16 protein-coding genes are annotated in these 16,873 nt (G+C 60.8%); 6 read left to right on the top strand and 10 right to left on the bottom strand.

The window, feature by feature from the left end:
- Window positions 1-119 precede the first annotated feature (119 nt).
- Window positions 120-497, top strand: a complete 378-nt coding sequence (locus FGE05_RS19940; protein ID WP_139647614.1) for a hypothetical protein — start codon at window positions 120-122, stop codon at window positions 495-497.
- A gap of 201 nt (window positions 498-698) precedes the next feature.
- On the opposite strand, the gene fadD1 is transcribed toward FGE05_RS19940, so the two are convergent.
- Both fadD1 and fadD2 read right to left on the bottom strand, forming a co-directional pair.
- Entirely contained in the window at window positions 699-2,390 is a 1,692-nt protein-coding gene (gene fadD1, locus FGE05_RS19930; protein WP_139647612.1) for a long-chain-fatty-acid--CoA ligase FadD1, read from the bottom strand.
- 386 nt (window positions 2,391-2,776) lie between these two features.
- The gene (fadD2, locus tag FGE05_RS19925; protein ID WP_139647610.1) at window positions 2,777-4,465 is read right to left on the bottom strand and encodes a long-chain-fatty-acid--CoA ligase FadD2; all 1,689 of its coding nucleotides are present in this window, start codon (window positions 4,463-4,465) and stop codon (window positions 2,777-2,779) included.
- A gap of 224 nt (window positions 4,466-4,689) precedes the next feature.
- Between fadD2 and FGE05_RS19920 the strand changes: the two genes are divergently transcribed.
- A complete protein-coding gene (locus FGE05_RS19920) occupies window positions 4,690-5,634 on the top strand; it encodes an alpha/beta hydrolase (RefSeq protein ID WP_139647608.1) in 945 nt (314 codons plus the stop codon).
- A 44-nt stretch (window positions 5,635-5,678) separates the two neighbouring features.
- Window positions 5,679-6,149: a MaoC family dehydratase gene (locus FGE05_RS19915; RefSeq protein WP_041023860.1), complete on the top strand. Its 471-nt coding sequence runs from the start codon at window positions 5,679-5,681 to the stop codon at window positions 6,147-6,149.
- A 127-nt stretch (window positions 6,150-6,276) separates the two neighbouring features.
- On the opposite strand, the gene FGE05_RS19910 is transcribed toward FGE05_RS19915, so the two are convergent.
- The 4 genes from FGE05_RS19910 to FGE05_RS19895 all read right to left on the bottom strand — a co-directional run bounded on the left by FGE05_RS19910 (window position 6,277) and on the right by FGE05_RS19895 (window position 10,041).
- Entirely contained in the window at window positions 6,277-7,140 is an 864-nt protein-coding gene (locus tag FGE05_RS19910; RefSeq protein WP_139647606.1) for an HlyD family secretion protein, read from the bottom strand.
- Window positions 7,141-7,150: 10 nt separating this feature from the next.
- Window positions 7,151-7,357 carry a DUF1656 domain-containing protein gene (locus FGE05_RS19905; RefSeq protein ID WP_024781186.1) on the bottom strand — a complete coding sequence of 69 codons (207 nt, stop codon included), beginning with the start codon at window positions 7,355-7,357 and terminating at the stop codon, window positions 7,151-7,153.
- Window positions 7,344-9,344, bottom strand: coding sequence for an FUSC family protein (locus FGE05_RS19900; protein ID WP_139647604.1), 2,001 nt, complete (start codon window positions 9,342-9,344; stop codon window positions 7,344-7,346). Before FGE05_RS19900 ends, FGE05_RS19905 begins: the two co-directional genes overlap by 14 nt.
- A gap of 232 nt (window positions 9,345-9,576) precedes the next feature.
- Window positions 9,577-10,041, bottom strand: a complete 465-nt coding sequence (locus FGE05_RS19895; RefSeq protein ID WP_139647602.1) for a PA2169 family four-helix-bundle protein — start codon at window positions 10,039-10,041, stop codon at window positions 9,577-9,579.
- 205 nt (window positions 10,042-10,246) lie between these two features.
- Here FGE05_RS19895 and FGE05_RS19890 point away from each other — a divergent pair, with 205 nt between their 5' ends.
- Both FGE05_RS19890 and FGE05_RS19885 read left to right on the top strand, forming a co-directional pair.
- On the top strand, window positions 10,247-10,483 hold the full coding sequence (locus FGE05_RS19890) for a DUF3820 family protein (RefSeq protein WP_024781183.1): 237 nt from the start codon (window positions 10,247-10,249) through the stop codon (window positions 10,481-10,483).
- A 12-nt stretch (window positions 10,484-10,495) separates the two neighbouring features.
- Window positions 10,496-11,683 carry an aminotransferase class V-fold PLP-dependent enzyme gene (locus FGE05_RS19885; RefSeq protein WP_139647601.1) on the top strand — a complete coding sequence of 396 codons (1,188 nt, stop codon included), beginning with the start codon at window positions 10,496-10,498 and terminating at the stop codon, window positions 11,681-11,683.
- A 277-nt stretch (window positions 11,684-11,960) separates the two neighbouring features.
- Here the strand turns inward: FGE05_RS19885 and FGE05_RS19880 are convergent, their stop codons facing one another.
- From FGE05_RS19880 to zwf, 3 genes are read right to left on the bottom strand one after another with little or no spacing between them, the layout of a single operon-like run.
- On the bottom strand, window positions 11,961-12,626 hold the full coding sequence (locus FGE05_RS19880) for a bifunctional 4-hydroxy-2-oxoglutarate aldolase/2-dehydro-3-deoxy-phosphogluconate aldolase (protein ID WP_024781181.1): 666 nt from the start codon (window positions 12,624-12,626) through the stop codon (window positions 11,961-11,963).
- 17 nt (window positions 12,627-12,643) lie between these two features.
- Window positions 12,644-13,357, bottom strand: coding sequence for a 6-phosphogluconolactonase (gene pgl / locus FGE05_RS19875; protein ID WP_139647599.1), 714 nt, complete (start codon window positions 13,355-13,357; stop codon window positions 12,644-12,646).
- On the bottom strand, window positions 13,344-14,813 hold the full coding sequence (gene zwf, locus FGE05_RS19870; protein ID WP_139647597.1) for a glucose-6-phosphate dehydrogenase: 1,470 nt from the start codon (window positions 14,811-14,813) through the stop codon (window positions 13,344-13,346). The genes pgl and zwf overlap by 14 nt, the downstream gene beginning before the upstream one ends.
- Before the next feature lie 196 nt (window positions 14,814-15,009).
- On the opposite strand from zwf, the gene FGE05_RS19865 reads away from it, so the two are divergent.
- Window positions 15,010-15,870, top strand: a complete 861-nt coding sequence (locus FGE05_RS19865; RefSeq protein ID WP_171057240.1) for a MurR/RpiR family transcriptional regulator — start codon at window positions 15,010-15,012, stop codon at window positions 15,868-15,870.
- A 131-nt stretch (window positions 15,871-16,001) separates the two neighbouring features.
- Here the strand turns inward: FGE05_RS19865 and FGE05_RS19860 are convergent, their stop codons facing one another.
- On the bottom strand, window positions 16,002-16,856 hold the full coding sequence (locus FGE05_RS19860) for a D-hexose-6-phosphate mutarotase (RefSeq protein ID WP_139647595.1): 855 nt from the start codon (window positions 16,854-16,856) through the stop codon (window positions 16,002-16,004).
- Window positions 16,857-16,873 lie beyond the last annotated feature (17 nt).

Here is a 16,873-nt window from a genome sequence, read left to right as displayed (position 1 = left end):
ATGCCCCACAGCGCAAGTTTCATTCTTCGCACCGGCAGGGCTTTATGTTTGCCCGGCAACCGTCGAGAATGCCGCATGTATTCAGGCCCGGCCCGAAGCTTTAATCCCGTAGGAACGTTATGAAACTCGATAAGAAGCAGGCCATCGCCCGCAGAAACCAGGAACTGGGCGGCGCCGTCCTGGGCGTCAACAACTGCCATTTCAGCGAATTGAACCGCAACCGCAACATCTTCTGGTTCAACATCCCGGTGACCCGCCTGGCTGTCGGCCAGTACGAATGGATTCATCTGCTCCTGCACACTCCGGCCACCGACGAATTGCTGCACCTGAAAGTGCCGACCGTGTTCCTGCGGGAAAAAATGGAAGGCCTGGAAGTGCGCAACCAAGGCAAGCGCAAGGCGGCCTTGAGCCTGGAGCTGAGCGCCGACAGGGATTCGTACCTGCAAGACCTGCGACCGGGAGGCACCAACCTGGATTTTGCGCAGTTCAGGCTGTAACCCCGACCGCCGACGTATGTAGCTTGGGGATTATGTGGGAGCAAGGCTTGCCCGCGATGAAGGCACCACGACGCCAAGCAGACCGAATCAACTTCATCGCGGGCAAGCCTTGCTCCCACAGTTCACTCCCACACGGCGTCGCTTCAAGTAGCCACCCAACAAAAAGCCCCGCTTCGGCGGGGCTTTTTGTTTACACGCAATTCACTTCTTCACACCCAACTTCCTGAGCTCTTCATCCCGCAACTCACGTCGCAGGATCTTGCCCACATTGGTGGTCGGCAACGCATCGCGGAACTCGACCGCCTTGGGCACCTTGTAGCCGGTGACGTTGGCGCGCATGTGCTCCATCACTTGCTCCTTGGTCAGCGTGGCTCCGGGTCGCACGACGATGAAGATCTTGATCGCCTCGCCGGACTTCTCGTCCGGTACACCGATGGCGGCGCATTGCAGCACGCCCGGCAGGGTCGCCAGCACGTCTTCCAGCTCGTTGGGGTACACGTTGAAGCCGGAGATCAGGATCATGTCCTTCTTGCGGTCGACAATGCGCATGTAGCCGTCCGGCTGGATCAGCGCGATGTCACCGGTCTTGAGCCAGCCTTCGCTGTCGAGGATTTCGTCGGTGGCCTCCTGGCGCTGCCAGTAGCCCTTCATCACCTGCGGACCTTTGACGCACAGCTCGCCGACTTCGCCCAGAGGCAGTTCGACGCCTGCGTCATTGATGACCTTGCACAGCGTCGATGGCACCGGAATGCCGATGGTGCCGACCTGGATGTTCTGGATCGGGTTGACCGTGGCCACCGGACTGGTTTCAGTCATGCCATAGCCTTCGCAGATCGGGCAACCGGTGACCGCTTTCCAGCGCTCGGCAGCGGCCAGTTGCAGGGCCATGCCGCCAGACAAGGTGACTTTCAACGCGGAGAAATCCAGCTTGCGGAAACCTTCGTTGTTGCACAGTGCCACGAACAGGGTATTGAGGCCGACGAAACCGCTGAACTTCCACTTCGACAGTTCCTTGACCATCGCCGGAAGGTCGCGCGGGTTGCTGATCAGGATGTTGTGGTTGCCGATCAGCATCATTGCCATGCAATGGAAGGTGAATGCATAGATGTGGTACAGCGGCAGCGGCGTGATCAGCACTTCGCAACCTTCATTGAGGTTGGAACCCATCAGCGCCTTGCACTGCAGCATGTTCGCCACCAGGTTGCGGTGGCTCAGCATCGCCCCCTTGGCCACGCCGGTGGTGCCACCGGTGTACTGCAACACGGCCACGTCATCGCTGCCCGGGTTGGCTTCGGTCACTGGCCGGCCATGGCCCTTGCTCAGCACGTCGTTGAACTTGACGGCCTTGGGCAGGTGATACGCCGGGACCATCTTCTTGACGTACTTGATCACGCTGTTGATCAGCAGCCGCTTGAGCGGCGGCAACAGGTCGGCCACCTCGGTGACGATGACGTGCTTGACGCCTGTCTTCGGCACCACGGTCTCGGCCAGGTGCGCCATGTTCGCCAGGCACACCAGTGCCTTGGCGCCGGAATCGTTGAACTGGTGCTCCATCTCCCGCGCGGTGTACAGCGGGTTGGTATTGACCACGATGAGGCCGGCGCGAATGGCCCCGAACACTGCCACCGGGTATTGCAGAACGTTAGGCAATTGCACGGCGATTCGATCGCCCGGCTGCAAATCGGTATGCTGTTGCAGATACGCGGCAAAGGCACCGGACAATTCGTACAGTTCACCGTAGGTGATTGTCTTGCCGAGGTTGCTGAATGCCGGCTTGTCGGCGAAGCGTTGGCAGGACTGCTTCAACACCGCCTGAATATTCGGATACTCGTCTGGATTGATGTCGGCAGCAATCCCAGCTGGGTACTTATCCTTCCAAAAGTCTTCGATCATGGAAGCCCACTCCTCAGCAACGCGAATTCTCACCGCATTTGATGCGATTATTATTGGTGTGTTTGTTGGTGAATCTGGCTTGGATGAAGGCCGAGAAGTCACAAAAGCGCGCCGAGAGTAGCAGCTTTGCCAAGGGTCGACTAGAGCCAAAAGTGGCCGACACGGTCACTAATCCGACTCAAGAATATGCAATGGTCATTTTTAGAGTAAAAATTCTACGAACTGTAGGAACGTTCTGAATCCGGCCTTCTTTTTTGTTTAAACCCCAGAAGCCCATGTGGGAGCGAGCCTGCTCGCGATAGCGGTGTGTCAGCCAATATTCCCATGACTGATCCACCGCTATCGCGAGCAGGCTCGCTCCCACAAGGGTATGTGCTTGGTCTACATCACGCGATATCGCGCAGCTCCCGGCGCAGGATCTTGCCCACCGGCGTCATCGGCAGCGACTCTCGCAACACGATGTGCTTTGGGATCTTGTAGCCGGTGAAGTTCTCCTTGCAGTAGGCCTTGAGTTCTTCGAGGCTGACGCCCGCCTCCCGCGCCACCACGAACAGTTTCACCGCCTCCCCGGAGCGGTCGTCCGGCACACCGATCACCGCGCAATTGGCGACCTTCGGGTGGGCCATCACCACGTCTTCGATTTCGTTGGGGTACACGTTGAAACCCGAGACGATGATCATGTCCTTCTTGCGATCGACGATCCGCACGAAACCGTCCGGGTCGATCACCGCGATGTCACCGGACTTGAACCAGCCTTCGCTGTCCAGCACTTCGGCGGTGGCTTCAGGCTTGTTCCAGTAGCCTTTCATGATCTGTGGGCCCTTGATGCACAGCTCGCCACGCTCGCTCAGAGGCTGCTCGACGCCATCATCGTTGATCACTTTCATCAGCGTGCCCGGCACTGGCATCCCCACCGTGCCCAGCCGGGATTTACCGCCATAAGGATTGGCGCTCGCCACCGGCGAGGTTTCGGTCAGCCCATACCCTTCGGTAATGCCGCAACCGGTGATCTGCTGCCAGCGCTCGGCGGTGGCCTTGATCAACGCGGTGCCGCCGGAATTGGTGACCTTGAGGTGGGAAAAGTCCAGGGTCTTGAAATCCGGATGGTCCATCAACGCCACGAACAGCGTGTTGAGCCCCAGCAATAACGAGAAACGCCAGTTCTTCAGCTCCTTGATGAAGCCAGCGATATCCCGCGGATTGGTGATCAGCACGTTGTGGTTGCCGGTCACCATCATGCACATGCAGTTCGCCGTGAAGGCGTAGATATGGTAGAGCGGCAGCGGCGCGATCATGACCTCCTGGCCTTCGCGCAGCAGCGGCTGGCCGTCATCGCCGAGCTGTCCCAGGCAGGCCCGGGCCTGCTGCATGTTGGCCACCAGGTTGCCGTGGGTCAGCATCGCGCCCTTTGCCAACCCGGTGGTGCCGCCGGTGTATTGCAGCACCGCGATGTCGTCGAGGCTGACCTTCAATGGCTTGATGGCCTGGCCACGCCCCAGGCGCAAGGCGCTCTTGAAGGAAATGGCCTGGGGCAGCGAATACGCCGGGACCATCTTCTTGACCTTGTTCACCACGGTGTTGACCAGCCAGCCCTTGGCGGTGGGCATCAGGTCACCCATTTTCGCTTCGATCAGGTACTGCAGGTCCGTGTCGGGCATCACTTCCTGGACCTTGCTTCCGAACAGGTTCATGTACACCAGCGCCCGGGCACCGGAATCCTTGAACTGGTGGCGCATTTCCCGCGGGGTGTACAGCGGGTTGGTGTTGACCACGATCAACCCGGCGCGCAAGGCACCGAAGACGGCAATCGGATATTGCAGGACATTGGGCATCTGCACCGCGATACGGTCACCGGGAACCAGATCGGTATGGCTTTGCAGGTAACCGGCAAAGGCTGCGCTATGGCGCTCGAGCTCGGCATACGTGAGGGTCACGCCCATGTTGCTGAACGCCGGGCGGTCGGCGAATTTCTTGCAGGAACGCTCGAACACCTCGATGACCGACTTATAGGCCCCGAGGTCGACATCCAGGGGCACGCCGGCCGGGCGTTTGTCATTCCAGAAATCAGGCTGCATTGTTTTTATCCTCTTTACCTGAACCTATCCCGGGCCGCTTCGTTACGACTCGTAGAAGCGGAGCTCTTGGGACACTAGCAGCTCTGGCCAATCAGGCAAATACAGCAATTTGTGTCATAGATTGTGTGAATCTTGCCGCCTACGTGTGGCCTGATCAGGCGAGACGCAACGGATGCGCTATACAATGGAGCAACATTGCGCATGCTCCCCTGTAAAGGATCGTCATGACTCATCAAACGTTCTGGCTGACCGCAACCGATCACAGCCGCCTATTCGTCAATCAGTGGTTGCCGCAAACCACACCTCGGGCGGTGATCTTGCTGGCCCACGGCATGGCCGAACACAGCGGCCGCTATGAGCGCCTGGCCCAGGCCCTGTGCGACGAAGGCTACGGTGTTTACGCTGCGGATCTGCGCGGCCATGGCAAGACCGGCGAGGGGGCGCTCCTCGGCCATTATGCCGACGAGGATGGCTGGGCGAAGGTGGTCGGCGACCTGGCCAGCCTCAACCATCACATCGGCCAGCAACATCCCGACACGCCAATCGTGCTGCTGGGCCACAGCATGGGCAGCTACATCGCCCAGGCGTACCTGCTGCATCACAGCGCAAGCCTGCATGGGGCGATTCTCAGCGGTTCCAATTTCCAACCGGTGGCGCTGTATCGCACCGCCCGCCTGATTGCCCGCTTCGAACGCTGGCGCCAGGGTGCCACCGGGCGTAGCGCCTTGATCGAATGGCTGTCGTTCGGCAGTTTCAATCAGAAATTCAAACCAACCCGCACGCCCTTCGACTGGCTCAGCCGCGACCCGGCCGAAGTGGACAAGTACGTCCACGACCCACTGTGCGGCTTTCGCTGCAGCAATCAGCTGTGGGTCGACCTGCTCGGTGGCTTGCAGCAAATCAGCAAAGCGTCCAATCTCGCCCAGATCGATCCGGACCTGCCGTTGCTGGTCATTGGCGGCGAATGTGATCCGGTAAGCGACGGCAAGCGTCTCAAGGATCTGGCCGACGCCCTGCGCGCCGCCGGCAGCCAGCACCTGCAATTGACGATTTACCCACAGGCCCGGCACGAATTGTTCAACGAAACCAACCGCGATGAAGTGACGGCCGATGTGCTGGCCTGGATTGCCCAGGCCCTGAACCACAAGCGCCCGCCACGAAGCGAGTAGCTTGCCAGCGCTTTTTCCCTTACCCGCCACAGGATCAGAAACAGATGACCCAGGTTACCAACACCCCTTACGAAGCCCTCGAAGTCGGCCAGACCGCCAGCTATAGCAAATCCGTCGAAGAGCGTGATATCCAGCTGTTCGCCGCCATGTCGGGCGATCACAACCCCGTGCACCTGGACGCCGAATTCGCCGCGGCGAGCATGTTCAAGGAGCGCATCGCCCATGGCATGTTCAGCGGTGCGCTGATCAGCGCCGCGGTGGCGTGCGAGCTGCCTGGGCCCGGCACCATCTATATCGGCCAGCAGATGAGCTTCCAGAAACCGGTAAAGATCGGCGATACCCTGACCGTACGCCTGGAGATCCTGGAAAAGCTGCCGAAGTTTCGCGTACGCATCGCCACCCGCGTGTTCAACCAGCGCGATGAGCTGGTGGTGGATGGCGAAGCCGAGATCCTCGCGCCGCGCAAACAGCAGACCGTGACCTTGCCGACGCTGCCGGCGATCAGCATCGGCTGATTATCGCAAGGGAATTCATCCCTTCTGTGGGAGCAAGGCTTGCCCGCGATCAGGGCACCTCGATTTCAAGGTAGACCGCATTCACTTCATCGCGGGCAAGCCTTGCTCCCACAGGTCCTGCGACAAGTTATTGATCGTGCTCCTGCACCTGCACACTCGCCGTCATCCCCGCACTCAGGTTCACCCCTTCCGGCACCTTGTCCAGCTTGATCCGCACCGGTATCCGCTGGGCCAGGCGCACCCAGTTGAAGGTCGGTTCAACTTCCGCCAGCAACTGCGCGTCCGGGTTGGTATTGCGATCGGTAATGCCACGGCTGACGCTTTCGACGTGACCTTCCAGGGCATGACCGGCGCTCATCAGCCAGACCTTGACCGGATCGCCCACGCGGATCCTCGGCAGTTTGGTTTCTTCGAAATAGGCCTGCACATAAAACGTCGAATCGTCGATCAATGCCATGACCGGCTGCCCGGCGTTAACGTAATTGCCTTCGGCCAGCCGCAGGTTGGTGATGTGACCGCTACGAGGCGCCAAGACCTGGCTGCGAGCCAGGTTGAGCTCGGCGACCTTGGCCTCGGCCTGGGCTTCGCGCAGCTCGCCCCGGGCGATGCCGGCGTTGATCTGGGCATTTTCCCGCAGCTCGGCACTGATGGCCTGGGGCCCCAGGGCGGCACGGCGACTGGCTTCACGCTCGCGCAGGCTCAGTTGCTGCTGGCGGGTCTGAACCACTGCCCTGGCCTTCTCCACGGCGGCTTCGAAGCGTTCGCGGTCGATGCTCAGTAACAGATCGCCGGCCTTGACCTGCTGGTTATCCACCGCCTTGAGTTCACGCACCCAGCCCGACACGTCGGGGGCGATCACCACCACGTCGGCGCGAATCCGCGCATCCCGGGTCCAGGGCGTGAGCATGTAGTACTGCCACAGGTGAAACCCGGCGAAAATCGCCAATGCCACCACGCCCAGCGTAATGGCGACACGTACGGAGGTACGCATGTTCAACTCCTTATAACGGCCCGAGGACCAGGGTAATCACTGTCAGGACACAGACATACAGGGCGCAGTCGAACAAGGCTTCGTGCCAGATCCAACGCCCGGCCGGCACCAGGCTGAGCAACAGGCGCAATGCACCGGTCACCAGCAAGGCCAGCACCACATAAATCAGGAACGGGCTGAGCAACACCCCGCCAATCGACCATTCACGCAAGCCCATGGCTGTGCTCCCGTCGTTCCGGTTCGTGCTGGCCACACCAGGCGCGCCAGCTGCTCTGCAATTGCACCACCGCGCCCTGCGCCAACTTCAGCGCATCGCCGGGGGGCTCTGTCGATAACACCTTCAGGAACTCGGCGCTGGCCGGGGCCAACGCATCGGCCTGCTCACCGGACGGGCCGCGTTCGAGCACCTGCTCCAGCGCTTCGAAATAGCGCCGTTGCGCCCGGCTGTCGGACACCTGGGCGACGGCCAGGCTCAGACGCAGGTGCAACAGCTCATCGCCGATATCCAGGCCGAGCAATCCATCATCCCAACGGCTGCGCGACGGGACCGGCAGCTCGGGGTAATGCCGCGCCAGCTGCAACAGCCGATCGGCCATGCGTCCGCCGAACCAGCTCTCGGCGCCACTCAAGTTGCGCCGGGTCAGGCGCACCAGGTCATCCAGGGTCGCCGCCAGCAGGCGACGGCCGTGCCAGGCCGGATCGCGCAAAATCAGCAGATTGAATGCCAATACCGCCGCCCCCACGCCGATCATCATCGCCTGAGCGCTATTGAAGAATGTCGCCACGTCGTACTTCATGAAGTTGAGCGGTGATATCAGCACCACAAAATGCAAGCAGAACGACGTGGCCGTGGCAAAGATCGGCGGCTTGGCCATGCCCAGCGCACCGAAGAACAACGGCACGCCCATGGCCATGCAAAGCATGGCGAAGCTGCTCCACTGCGGCAGCAGGATCTCGCCGACCACGAACGCCGTCGGCACGGCCAAGAGGATGCCCCGTAGGAAACTCATGCCGATCTGCGCACCGTTTTCGCGGCTGGCAAACAGGCTGCACACGACACACGTCAACACCAACGCGCCGCTGGCGGCGGGCCAGGCCGTTGCCAGCCAGAAGCAGGAAACCGCCAGAAATGCCAAGGCGCTACGGGCACCGAATACCATGGCCAGGGACACGTCGCGATGGGGCGTCAAGGTGCGCGGCGGATCCGATGCCTCCCTGCCCTCTCGCACCGCCGCCAGCGCCGCGCAAGCGGCCAGCGCGGTGTCGAGCAACAAGGCGAAACGTGCCAGGCAGTAACTTTGCGCCGAGCTGATCGAGGGATCGTGAGAGGCGTCCAGCACCCGTGGTCGCAAGGCTTGCAGCGTCGCCGTGTCGGCATCGAGGGCTTGCTGAACCTCGTTCATCCAGGGTTGGAGGGCCTCGGCTTCTGCGGGTTCGAGTTGCTTCCATTGCCGACGCACCGAACGGGCAATGCGCAGCAGCATCAGCAATTTCTGGCTCAAGCCGCTGATGGCCCGGGCGCGCTGACGACCCAGGCTGCCTTCGAACCAGGCATGTTCGCGCTGGGCATCCACCGCAACGATCCTGCCGAGAATTTCCAGCAAGCCCTTGCGTGCCTGGGCGTCGCCGGCCAGGGTGGCACGGGCCGCCTGCATGCCGCTCTGCCAAGCGGCATGGGCCTGGCCCGCCAGCTGTCGCTCGACCCGTAACGGCCAGAGCAAGGCACTGGCGGCCGTGGCACAGACAATCCCCAGACTGATTTCGGTGCAGCGCGCCACCGCCTGATCGAACACCCCCAGCGGGTGGGAAATGGCCGGCAAGGCGATGATCGCCACCGTGTACCCGGCCAACACGAACGAATAGGACCAGGCACTTCGCAGCAATGTCGAACAGGCCGTGCACAGCCCCAGCCACAAGGCCAGCGCCAACAGGAACAACCAGGGGGTCTGTGCGAACAACCCCATGAAGACCACCGACATGACGGTCCCCACCAGGGTACCGAGCAGCCGCGCCAATCCCTTTTGCACCACCATCCCCGACAGCGGCTGCGCCACGATGAACGCGGTCATCAACGCCCACGACGGCTGCTCCAACCCCCACCGCAATGCCAGCCACAACGCCAGCCCACCACCGAGTACGGTCTTGATGGCGAACTGCACAGCGAGGCGGTCGGGGGCGAACAAGGCCTGGAAGGTAATGGGCACTCAGGAAACTCTTTCAGGGGTTGCAGTAACGATAGTTGCAAAGATGGGTGATGGGGCAAGCGCAATTATTAGCTAGCTACCTATTTGAGTCCAGAGTTGATTACCTGTGGATTTGACAAGACACTTTTTCCGAATCTGTGGCGATCAATCCCTTGCCACAAATGTGCTTGCCGATAAGTCGCACAAAAAAAACGCCAGACAAGGCTGGCGTTTTTTCGATCAAGCGCGTGTATCAGCTGGCGCGTGCCTGGTTACGCAGCGCCTTGACCTGATCATGGTTGCGTTGCACGCCATGGTACTGGCGTTCAACCAGATCGCGGATGCCGACCAGATTGTGCTTGGTGATCTTCTCCATGGCTTCCCTATAGGCCTTCAGCGCATGGTCTTCGCCGCGCTCGGCTTCGTTGAGCACCGCTTCCTCATCCTTGCCGGTGAACATCGACTTCACATCCACCCAGCGGCGGTGCAGGTCACCGGAGACACTGGTGGAGGTTTCCGGATCACCACCCAACGAGCGAACGGCCGCCTGCAGTTCGGATGCAGCCGTGGCACAATCGACGGAACGTTGCACGAACAGAGCCTTGAGCTGTGGATGCTTGATGTCTTCAGCGCAGGTCTTGAACCCTTCCTGACCATCCTTGCTGGTCTGGATCAGGTCGTTCAGGACGGCGATGGCTTCTTTGTTCATATCAGTCATTTTTCAATTCCTTTGCTGGTGAATACAAAACCTGCAGGGAATATTGCATCGGGCATGCCAGCTCCGACCTACAAAAATAAACCTTAAAAATCAATAAGTTAATTAAACAGACAAAATCTGTATCCGCGTTATTTGCATGATCTGTCATTTGGCCTGCATGCAGAATGCCTGTATTTTCAAACCTGTTTGATTCAAGACATTTGCCATGAACCCGGAAACCCTCGAACTGCTGGTCACGCGCCAGATGCCTTTTGGTAAATACAAAGGCCGAATCCTGGCCGACCTGCCCGGTCAATACCTGAACTGGTTCGCCCGCGAAGGTTTTCCCCACGGTGAGTTGGGCGGTTTGCTGGCGTTGATGCAGGAAATCGACCACAACGGTCTGTCCGACCTGCTCGATCCCCTGCGCGTCAAGCACGGCAAACCCAAGCCCCGCCCCTGATTGAGTCCTCACATGCCCGAGAATACCCTGCGTGCCCACGATGAAGCTTTCTGGCAGACCTTTGTCGACCGCTACGACGTCGCCCCCGATGAACCGCTGAACCTGGAGAACGGCTACTTCGGACGCATGTCGCGGACGGTGGTCGAGGAGTACCAGCGCAACATCGATTTCATCAACCGCAGCAACTCGGTGTACGTGCGCCAGCATTTCGACCATGACCAGGGCGAGGCCATTCGCCGCCAAGTCGCGGAGTTGATCAAGGCGCCTGCGCAAACCGTGGCGCTGACCCGCAGTGCCGTGGACGCCCTGCAATCGTTGATTCGCAACTACAACGGCCTGAAACCTGGCGACCAGGTGCTGATCTGTGACCTGGAATATCAGTCGGTCAAGAACGCGATGCGCTGGCTGGCCCGCCAGCGTGGCGTGGAGCTGATCGAACTGGTCCACCAGCATCCGGCCAGTTTCGAGAGCCTGGTGGGGACTTACCGGGAAGCGTTCATTCGCTACCCGCGCTTGAAACTGATGACGCTGACTTACGTCAACCACCTCACCGGGCTGGTGATGCCGGTAAAGGCCATTGCCGAAGCGGCTCGGGAGTTCGATGTCGACATCATCCTCGACGGCGCCCACGCCCTGGGCCAGATCGATTTTGACCTGGCCAAAATGGGTATCCCGTTCGCCGGATTCAATCTGCAGAAATGGATCGGCGGGCCCCTGGCCCTGGGCTTCCTGTACATCGCCCCGAAACGCCTGGCCGACATCGATCCGGACATGGACGACAGTCATTACCCGGCCAACGACATCCGCTCACGCACGCCCCACAGTACCCCGAATATTCCGGCCCAACTGACCCTGCCCCTGGTGTTCGAAGAACACCGCGCCCTGGGCGGCGCCCTGGCCAAAGGTGCGCGTCTCTGCTACTTGCGCGACCTGTGGGTCAGCGCGGTGCGCGATCTGCCGGGTATCGAAGTCATGACCCCGGATGATCGGCGACTCTACTGCGGCATCACCTCGATGCGCTTTACCGCCCAGGCGGATCAGCAGGCGATGGCCGATCGATTGCTCCACGACTATGGGATCTTCACCGTGGTACGCCAGACCAGCGTCGGGCCTTGTATCCGTATCACGCCGGGACTGATCACTCTGGCGAGTGATATCGAGCGGCTTACCCGGGCCTTGATCGAGCTGAGCCGCACATAGCCTGCACAGCCCCCTGTGGCAAGGGGGATTATCTGTGGCGAGGGGATTTAGCGAAACGTCGCACCGCCCCGCTGGGCTGTGCAACAGCCCCCAAAAAATGGGGCCGCTGCGCGACCCAGCGGGGATAAATCCCCTCGCCACAGATGAATCTCCTCGCCACAGAATAGGTGCTCTCAACACCAATCAGTGTTCGGCCAAAAAACAGGCAAAAAAAAACGGCGCGCCGACCAAGCGCACCGTAAAGCCGTAGAACACCCAACGAAGTTCGGTAAAACAATCAGTCCAGCAGCGCCAGTGCCTCGGCGGTGCATTCCTGGATGCGGGCCCAGTCGCCGTTCTTGATCCACTCCGGATCGAGCATCCAGCTACCGCCCACGCACATCACGTTTTTCAACGCCATGTAGCTCTTGATATTGGCCGGGCCGACGCCGCCGGTCGGGCAGAATTTCACTTCGCCGAACGGGCCGCCCAGGGCCTTGATGGCGGCGACACCGCCACTGACTTCCGCCGGGAACAATTTGAAGCGGCGATAGCCCAGGCCGTAGCCTTCCATGATGCCGGACGCGTTGCTGATGCCCGGTAGCAACGGGATCGGGCTGTCGACACTGGCTTCGAGCAGGTCACGAGTGATGCCCGGGGTCACGATGAATTGCGAACCGGCCGCCTCGGCAGCCGCCAGCATCTGGCGGTCGAGTACCGTACCGGCACCGGTCACCAGCTCTGGACGTTGCTCGCGCAACACCTGAATGGCCTTGAGGCCGAACTGGGAACGCAAGGTCACTTCCAGCGCCGTCAGGCCACCGGCCGCCAGGGCATCAGCCAGCGGCAGGATGTCCTGTTCGCGAGCGATGGTGATGACCGGCAGGATCCGCGCCTTGGCGCACAGGTCATCGATCAGGGTAACTTTGTCCGCCATGGAAACGGTCGGGGGTAGAGTTGTCATAGCGGCTGATCCTTGGTTCATGGGCACCAGTAAATCTCTAACGTAGGTTGCAAAAACGCACGGATCGGCATTTCGGCGACGTTGTCACCGGCCACCGCAGCGTTCAGGGTGGTCAATTTCGATTGACCGGAAATCGACAGCACTTTGTGCTTCGCCGAGGCCAGCAAGGCGCGGCTCATGGTCAGGCGCTGGTGCGGCACGGTCGGCGCCAGCATTGGCCAGCAACGACGAGCGCCCTGGGTGTCCAAGGCTGCGGCCAGGTTCGGGCTGTCGGGGAACAACGAAGCGGTGTGTCCGTCATCACCCATGCCCAATACCAGCACATCGATGGGCGGCAGCTCGGCCAGCAGGCGATCCGCCTGCTCGGCGGCGGCCTCCAGATTGGCACTGGCGCTGTAGAGGCTCAGGAACTGGGCCTTGGCCGCCGCGCCTTGCAACAGGTAACGCTTGAGCAGGCCGGCATTGCTGTCGGCATGTTCAACCGGTACCCAGCGCTCGTCCGCCAGGCTCACCACCACCTTCGACCAATCCAGTGCCTGCTTGGCCAGGCTCTGGAAAAACGCCACCGGGCTGCGACCGCCGGACACCACCAGGACCGCCGTACCGCGCGCGTCGATCGCCGCGCGCAGTTGCTCGGCCACTTTCAATGCCAGGCCTTCAGCCAACAGCACCGGGCTCTTGAATGCCTGGGCGCTGACGCCCTGGGGCAGTTTCACTTCAGATATCGCCATACCACGACCTCCCATCCCGCGTGATCAGTGCGATGGAGCTCATCGGCCCCCAGGACCCGGCCGCGTACGGCTTGGGCGCATCACCGGACTTCTTCCATCCGGCAATCAACTGGTCACACCACGTCCACGCGGCTTCGATTTCATCTTTACGGACAAACAGGTTCTGATTGCCGTTCATGACTTCCAGCAACAACCGCTCATAGGCATCGGGAATCCGCGCGCTACGCCAGGTGTCGGAAAAGTTGAGTTGCAAAGGACCGCTGCGCAATTGCATGCCCTTGTCCAGGCCTTGCTCCTTGGTCATCACCCGCAGGGAAATCCCCTCGTCCGGTTGCAGGCGGATGATCAGTTTGTTGCTGATCTGCAAGCGCTGCTCGGGAGCGAAGATGTAGTGGGACGGTTCCTTGAAGTGAATGACGATCTGCGACAGCTTCTGCGGCATGCGCTTGCCGGTGCGCAGGTAGAACGGAACCCCGGCCCAGCGCCAGTTGCGAATGTCGGCGCGCAGGGCGACGAAGGTTTCGGTGTCGCTCTGGGTGTTGGAATTGGGCTCTTCCAGGTAGCCCGGCACCGCCTTGCCCTCGCTGTGGCCGGCGATGTACTGGCCGCGCACCACTTGGGTGGTCAGGCCTTCGGGGCTGATCGGCGCCAATGCCTTGAGCACCTTGACCTTCTCGTCACGGATACTGTCGGCGGACAGTTCGGCCGGCGGGTCCATGGCAATCAGGCAGAGCAGCTGCAACAGGTGATTCTGGATCATGTCCCGCAGCTGTCCGGCCTTGTCGAAATAACCCCAGCGACCTTCGATGCCGACCTTTTCGGCCACGGTGATTTCCACATGGGAAATGTAATGCTGGTTCCACTGGGTTTCGAACAGGCTGTTGGCGAACCGCAGCGCGATCAGGTTCTGAACCGTCTCTTTGCCCAGGTAGTGGTCGATACGATAGGTGCGGTTCTCCGGGAAGAACTGGGCCACGGCGTCGTTGACCTTGCGCGAGGATTCCAGGTCCGAGCCGATGGGTTTCTCCAACACGACGCGCGTGTTTTCGCTCAAGCCGACCTTCGCCAGGTTCTCGCAGATCGATCCGTATACCGCCGCTGGTGTGGCGAAATAGGCAATGACCTGCTGGGCCGCACCAATCTGTTCGGCCAGGGCGACATAATCGTCGGCCTTGAGGAAATCCACATGCAGGTAAGTCAGCCGCGCCATGAAGCGCTCGAACACGGTTTCGTTCAGGTCCTTGTCACCCACGTAGCGGCGCAGTTCCGTGGCGATGAACGCCAGGTGCTGCTGCTCGCTGCCGGGTTCACGGGCCAGCGCAATGATTCGCGTGTCCTCGTGCAACAGGCCGGCACCATCGAGTTGATACAGGGCGGGAAACAGCTTGCGCAAGGCCAGATCGCCCAGCGCGCCGAACAAGGCAAAGGTGCACGGTTCAACCGTTATCGAAGGCATGATGTTTGTTCTTTTATCAAGTTAGGCTACAAATACCTTTTTTCAAGGCATCACTCAAGGAAAAATGTAGTAATAACCACAACATTTTCCGAAAATACCGATTCCGAGTGGTGGTCCGTCGGAGCCATCAGTAGGATAGGCCACCGCAAAGGGTCGTATCAAAGACCCGTCTTTCTAGGAATCCTCTATGGACCGCGTGCGAAATTTACTGGAGCAGATCCAGAGTCGCCTTGAAGACCTGAACAAGGCAGAACGCAAGGTGGCCGAGGTGATCCTGCTCAACCCACAGCAGGCCACCCGTTTCAGCATCGCCGCCCTCGCCCAGGCTGCGTCGGTCAGCGAGCCTACGGTCAACCGTTTCTGCCGTTCGTTCGGCGTCAGCGGCTACCCGGAGCTCAAGCTGCAACTGGCCCAGAGCCTGGCCAGCGGCGCCGCTTATGTCAGCCGTGCGGTAGAGGCCGACGACAACCCCGAAGCCTACACCCAGAAAATCTTTGGCAGTGCCATTGCTTCATTGGACAGTGCCTGCCAGGCACTTGATCCAAATTTGATCAGCCGTGCCGTGGACCTGCTGATCCAGGCTCGACAGATCCACTTCTTCGGCCTCGGTGCCTCGGCCCCGGTGGCGCTGGACGCCCAGCACAAGTTTTTCCGCTTCAACCTGGCAGTGACCGCCCATGCCGACGTGCTGATGCAGCGCATGATCGCGTCGGTGGCCCACACCGGTGAGCTGTTCGTGATCATTTCCTACACCGGCCGCACCCGCGAATTGGTGGAGGTGGCCCGCATCGCCCGGGAAAACGGCGCTTCGGTACTGGGCCTCACCGCTGAAAACTCTCCCCTGGCCAAGGCCAGTACCCTGAGCCTGAATATTCCGCTCCCCGAAGACACCGACATCTACATGCCGATGACCTCGCGGATCATCCAGCTCACCGTGCTGGATGTGCTCGCCACTGGGATGACCCTGCGTCGGGGCGTGGATTTCCAGCCGCACCTGCGCAAGATCAAGGAAAGCCTGAATGCCAGCCGGTATCCGGTAGGGGATGAGTTCAACTGATTCGGCTCAGGAGCTTTGGCGTCCGTTAGTCAGTCTTCGCGAGCAAGCCCGCTCCCACATTTGAAATGCATTTCACCGTGTGGAAGCGGGCTTGCTCGCGAAGAGGCCAACAGCAACGCCGAGTACCTGGACTATGCCCCCACCCGCGCCTGCAGACTCAGGTGCGCCCGCTCCCCTGGCGCCAGGCACAGGCTGTCGGTGCCGCCGCTGGCCGCTTCGACGCAGACAAACTCACTGACTTCATCCCAGCTCACCCCCAGCAACGGCCGGGTACCGGGATGCCACACCACTGTGTCGGCGCTATCGCCGGTATCGATGCACAGCGCTCGCTGCCAGGCGTGGTCCTTGAGCTGCAATTCGCCTTCGTGCTGGAACACTCGCTGGCAGCCGCCTTCGACCCGCAACTCGCCTTCCTGCTGGCACACCGCACGGTTCAGATGGTCGTAACCTTGCGCGCCTTCAAGCCCAGACAGCGCTACCTCACCGACGTCACCAATACGCCAATAGGCATGCAAAGCCTGGCTCAACTGGCACGGCAGGCTGTCTTGATGCTCGGTGCTCAAGCGTAGCTCCATGCGTTCGCCAAGGTCCGCGTGCAAGTCCACCTGCCAGTCGCACAACTGCAATTGCCAATGCAAATGCACGCCATCGTCGTCGCTGCGGCTGTCCAGCAACTTCCAGTCGATCAGCCGCGCCCAACCATGGGACGGCCAGGCATTTTCGCTCGGATGACGGCCATACCACGGCCAGCACACCGGCACCCCACCCCGTATCGCCCCGACCTGGGGCCATTTCGCCGCACACCACAACCAGGGTTTCTGCCCACGGGGCTGGAAGTGCAGCAACTGCGCGCCCTGGCGACTGAACACCGCCTGGCACAGCGGATGATCGATCACCAGCACATCGCGCTGCCGATAGCGCTCCCACGCAAACACCGGGCGCTCGCGCAAGGATCTGAAAAAGCGTTGTAGCGGATGCTCATGCATGGGCCGCGGTCCTGGAA

The sequence above is a fragment of the Pseudomonas sp. ICMP22404 genome, assembly GCF_006227205.1.
Lineage (GTDB): Bacteria > Pseudomonadota > Gammaproteobacteria > Pseudomonadales > Pseudomonadaceae > Aquipseudomonas.
This window is presented reverse-complemented; position numbering and strand designations above follow the sequence as displayed.

Bases quoted from the DNA above. Each gene is read 5' to 3' on its own strand.
- FGE05_RS19885 (WP_139647601.1), top strand. From the start codon at position 10,496: ATGCCCGAGAATACCCTGCGTGCCCACGATGAAGCTTTCTGGCAGACC.
- fadD2 (WP_139647610.1), bottom strand. From the start codon at position 4,465: ATGCAGCCTGATTTCTGGAATGACAAACGCCCGGCCGGCGTGCCCCTG.
- fadD1 (WP_139647612.1), bottom strand. From the start codon at position 2,390: ATGATCGAAGACTTTTGGAAGGATAAGTACCCAGCTGGGATTGCTGCC.
- FGE05_RS19920 (WP_139647608.1), top strand. From the start codon at position 4,690: ATGACTCATCAAACGTTCTGGCTGACCGCAACCGATCACAGCCGCCTA.
- zwf (WP_139647597.1), bottom strand. From the start codon at position 14,813: ATGCCTTCGATAACGGTTGAACCGTGCACCTTTGCCTTGTTCGGCGCG.
- FGE05_RS19915 (WP_041023860.1), top strand. From the start codon at position 5,679: ATGACCCAGGTTACCAACACCCCTTACGAAGCCCTCGAAGTCGGCCAG.
- FGE05_RS19895 (WP_139647602.1), bottom strand. From the start codon at position 10,041: ATGACTGATATGAACAAAGAAGCCATCGCCGTCCTGAACGACCTGATC.
- FGE05_RS19860 (WP_139647595.1), bottom strand. From the start codon at position 16,856: ATGCATGAGCATCCGCTACAACGCTTTTTCAGATCCTTGCGCGAGCGC.
- FGE05_RS19905 (WP_024781186.1), bottom strand. From the start codon at position 7,357: ATGGGCTTGCGTGAATGGTCGATTGGCGGGGTGTTGCTCAGCCCGTTC.
- FGE05_RS19940 (WP_139647614.1), top strand. From the start codon at position 120: ATGAAACTCGATAAGAAGCAGGCCATCGCCCGCAGAAACCAGGAACTG.
- FGE05_RS19890 (WP_024781183.1), top strand. From the start codon at position 10,247: ATGAACCCGGAAACCCTCGAACTGCTGGTCACGCGCCAGATGCCTTTT.
- pgl (WP_139647599.1), bottom strand. From the start codon at position 13,357: ATGGCGATATCTGAAGTGAAACTGCCCCAGGGCGTCAGCGCCCAGGCA.
- FGE05_RS19910 (WP_139647606.1), bottom strand. From the start codon at position 7,140: ATGCGTACCTCCGTACGTGTCGCCATTACGCTGGGCGTGGTGGCATTG.
- FGE05_RS19880 (WP_024781181.1), bottom strand. From the start codon at position 12,626: ATGACAACTCTACCCCCGACCGTTTCCATGGCGGACAAAGTTACCCTG.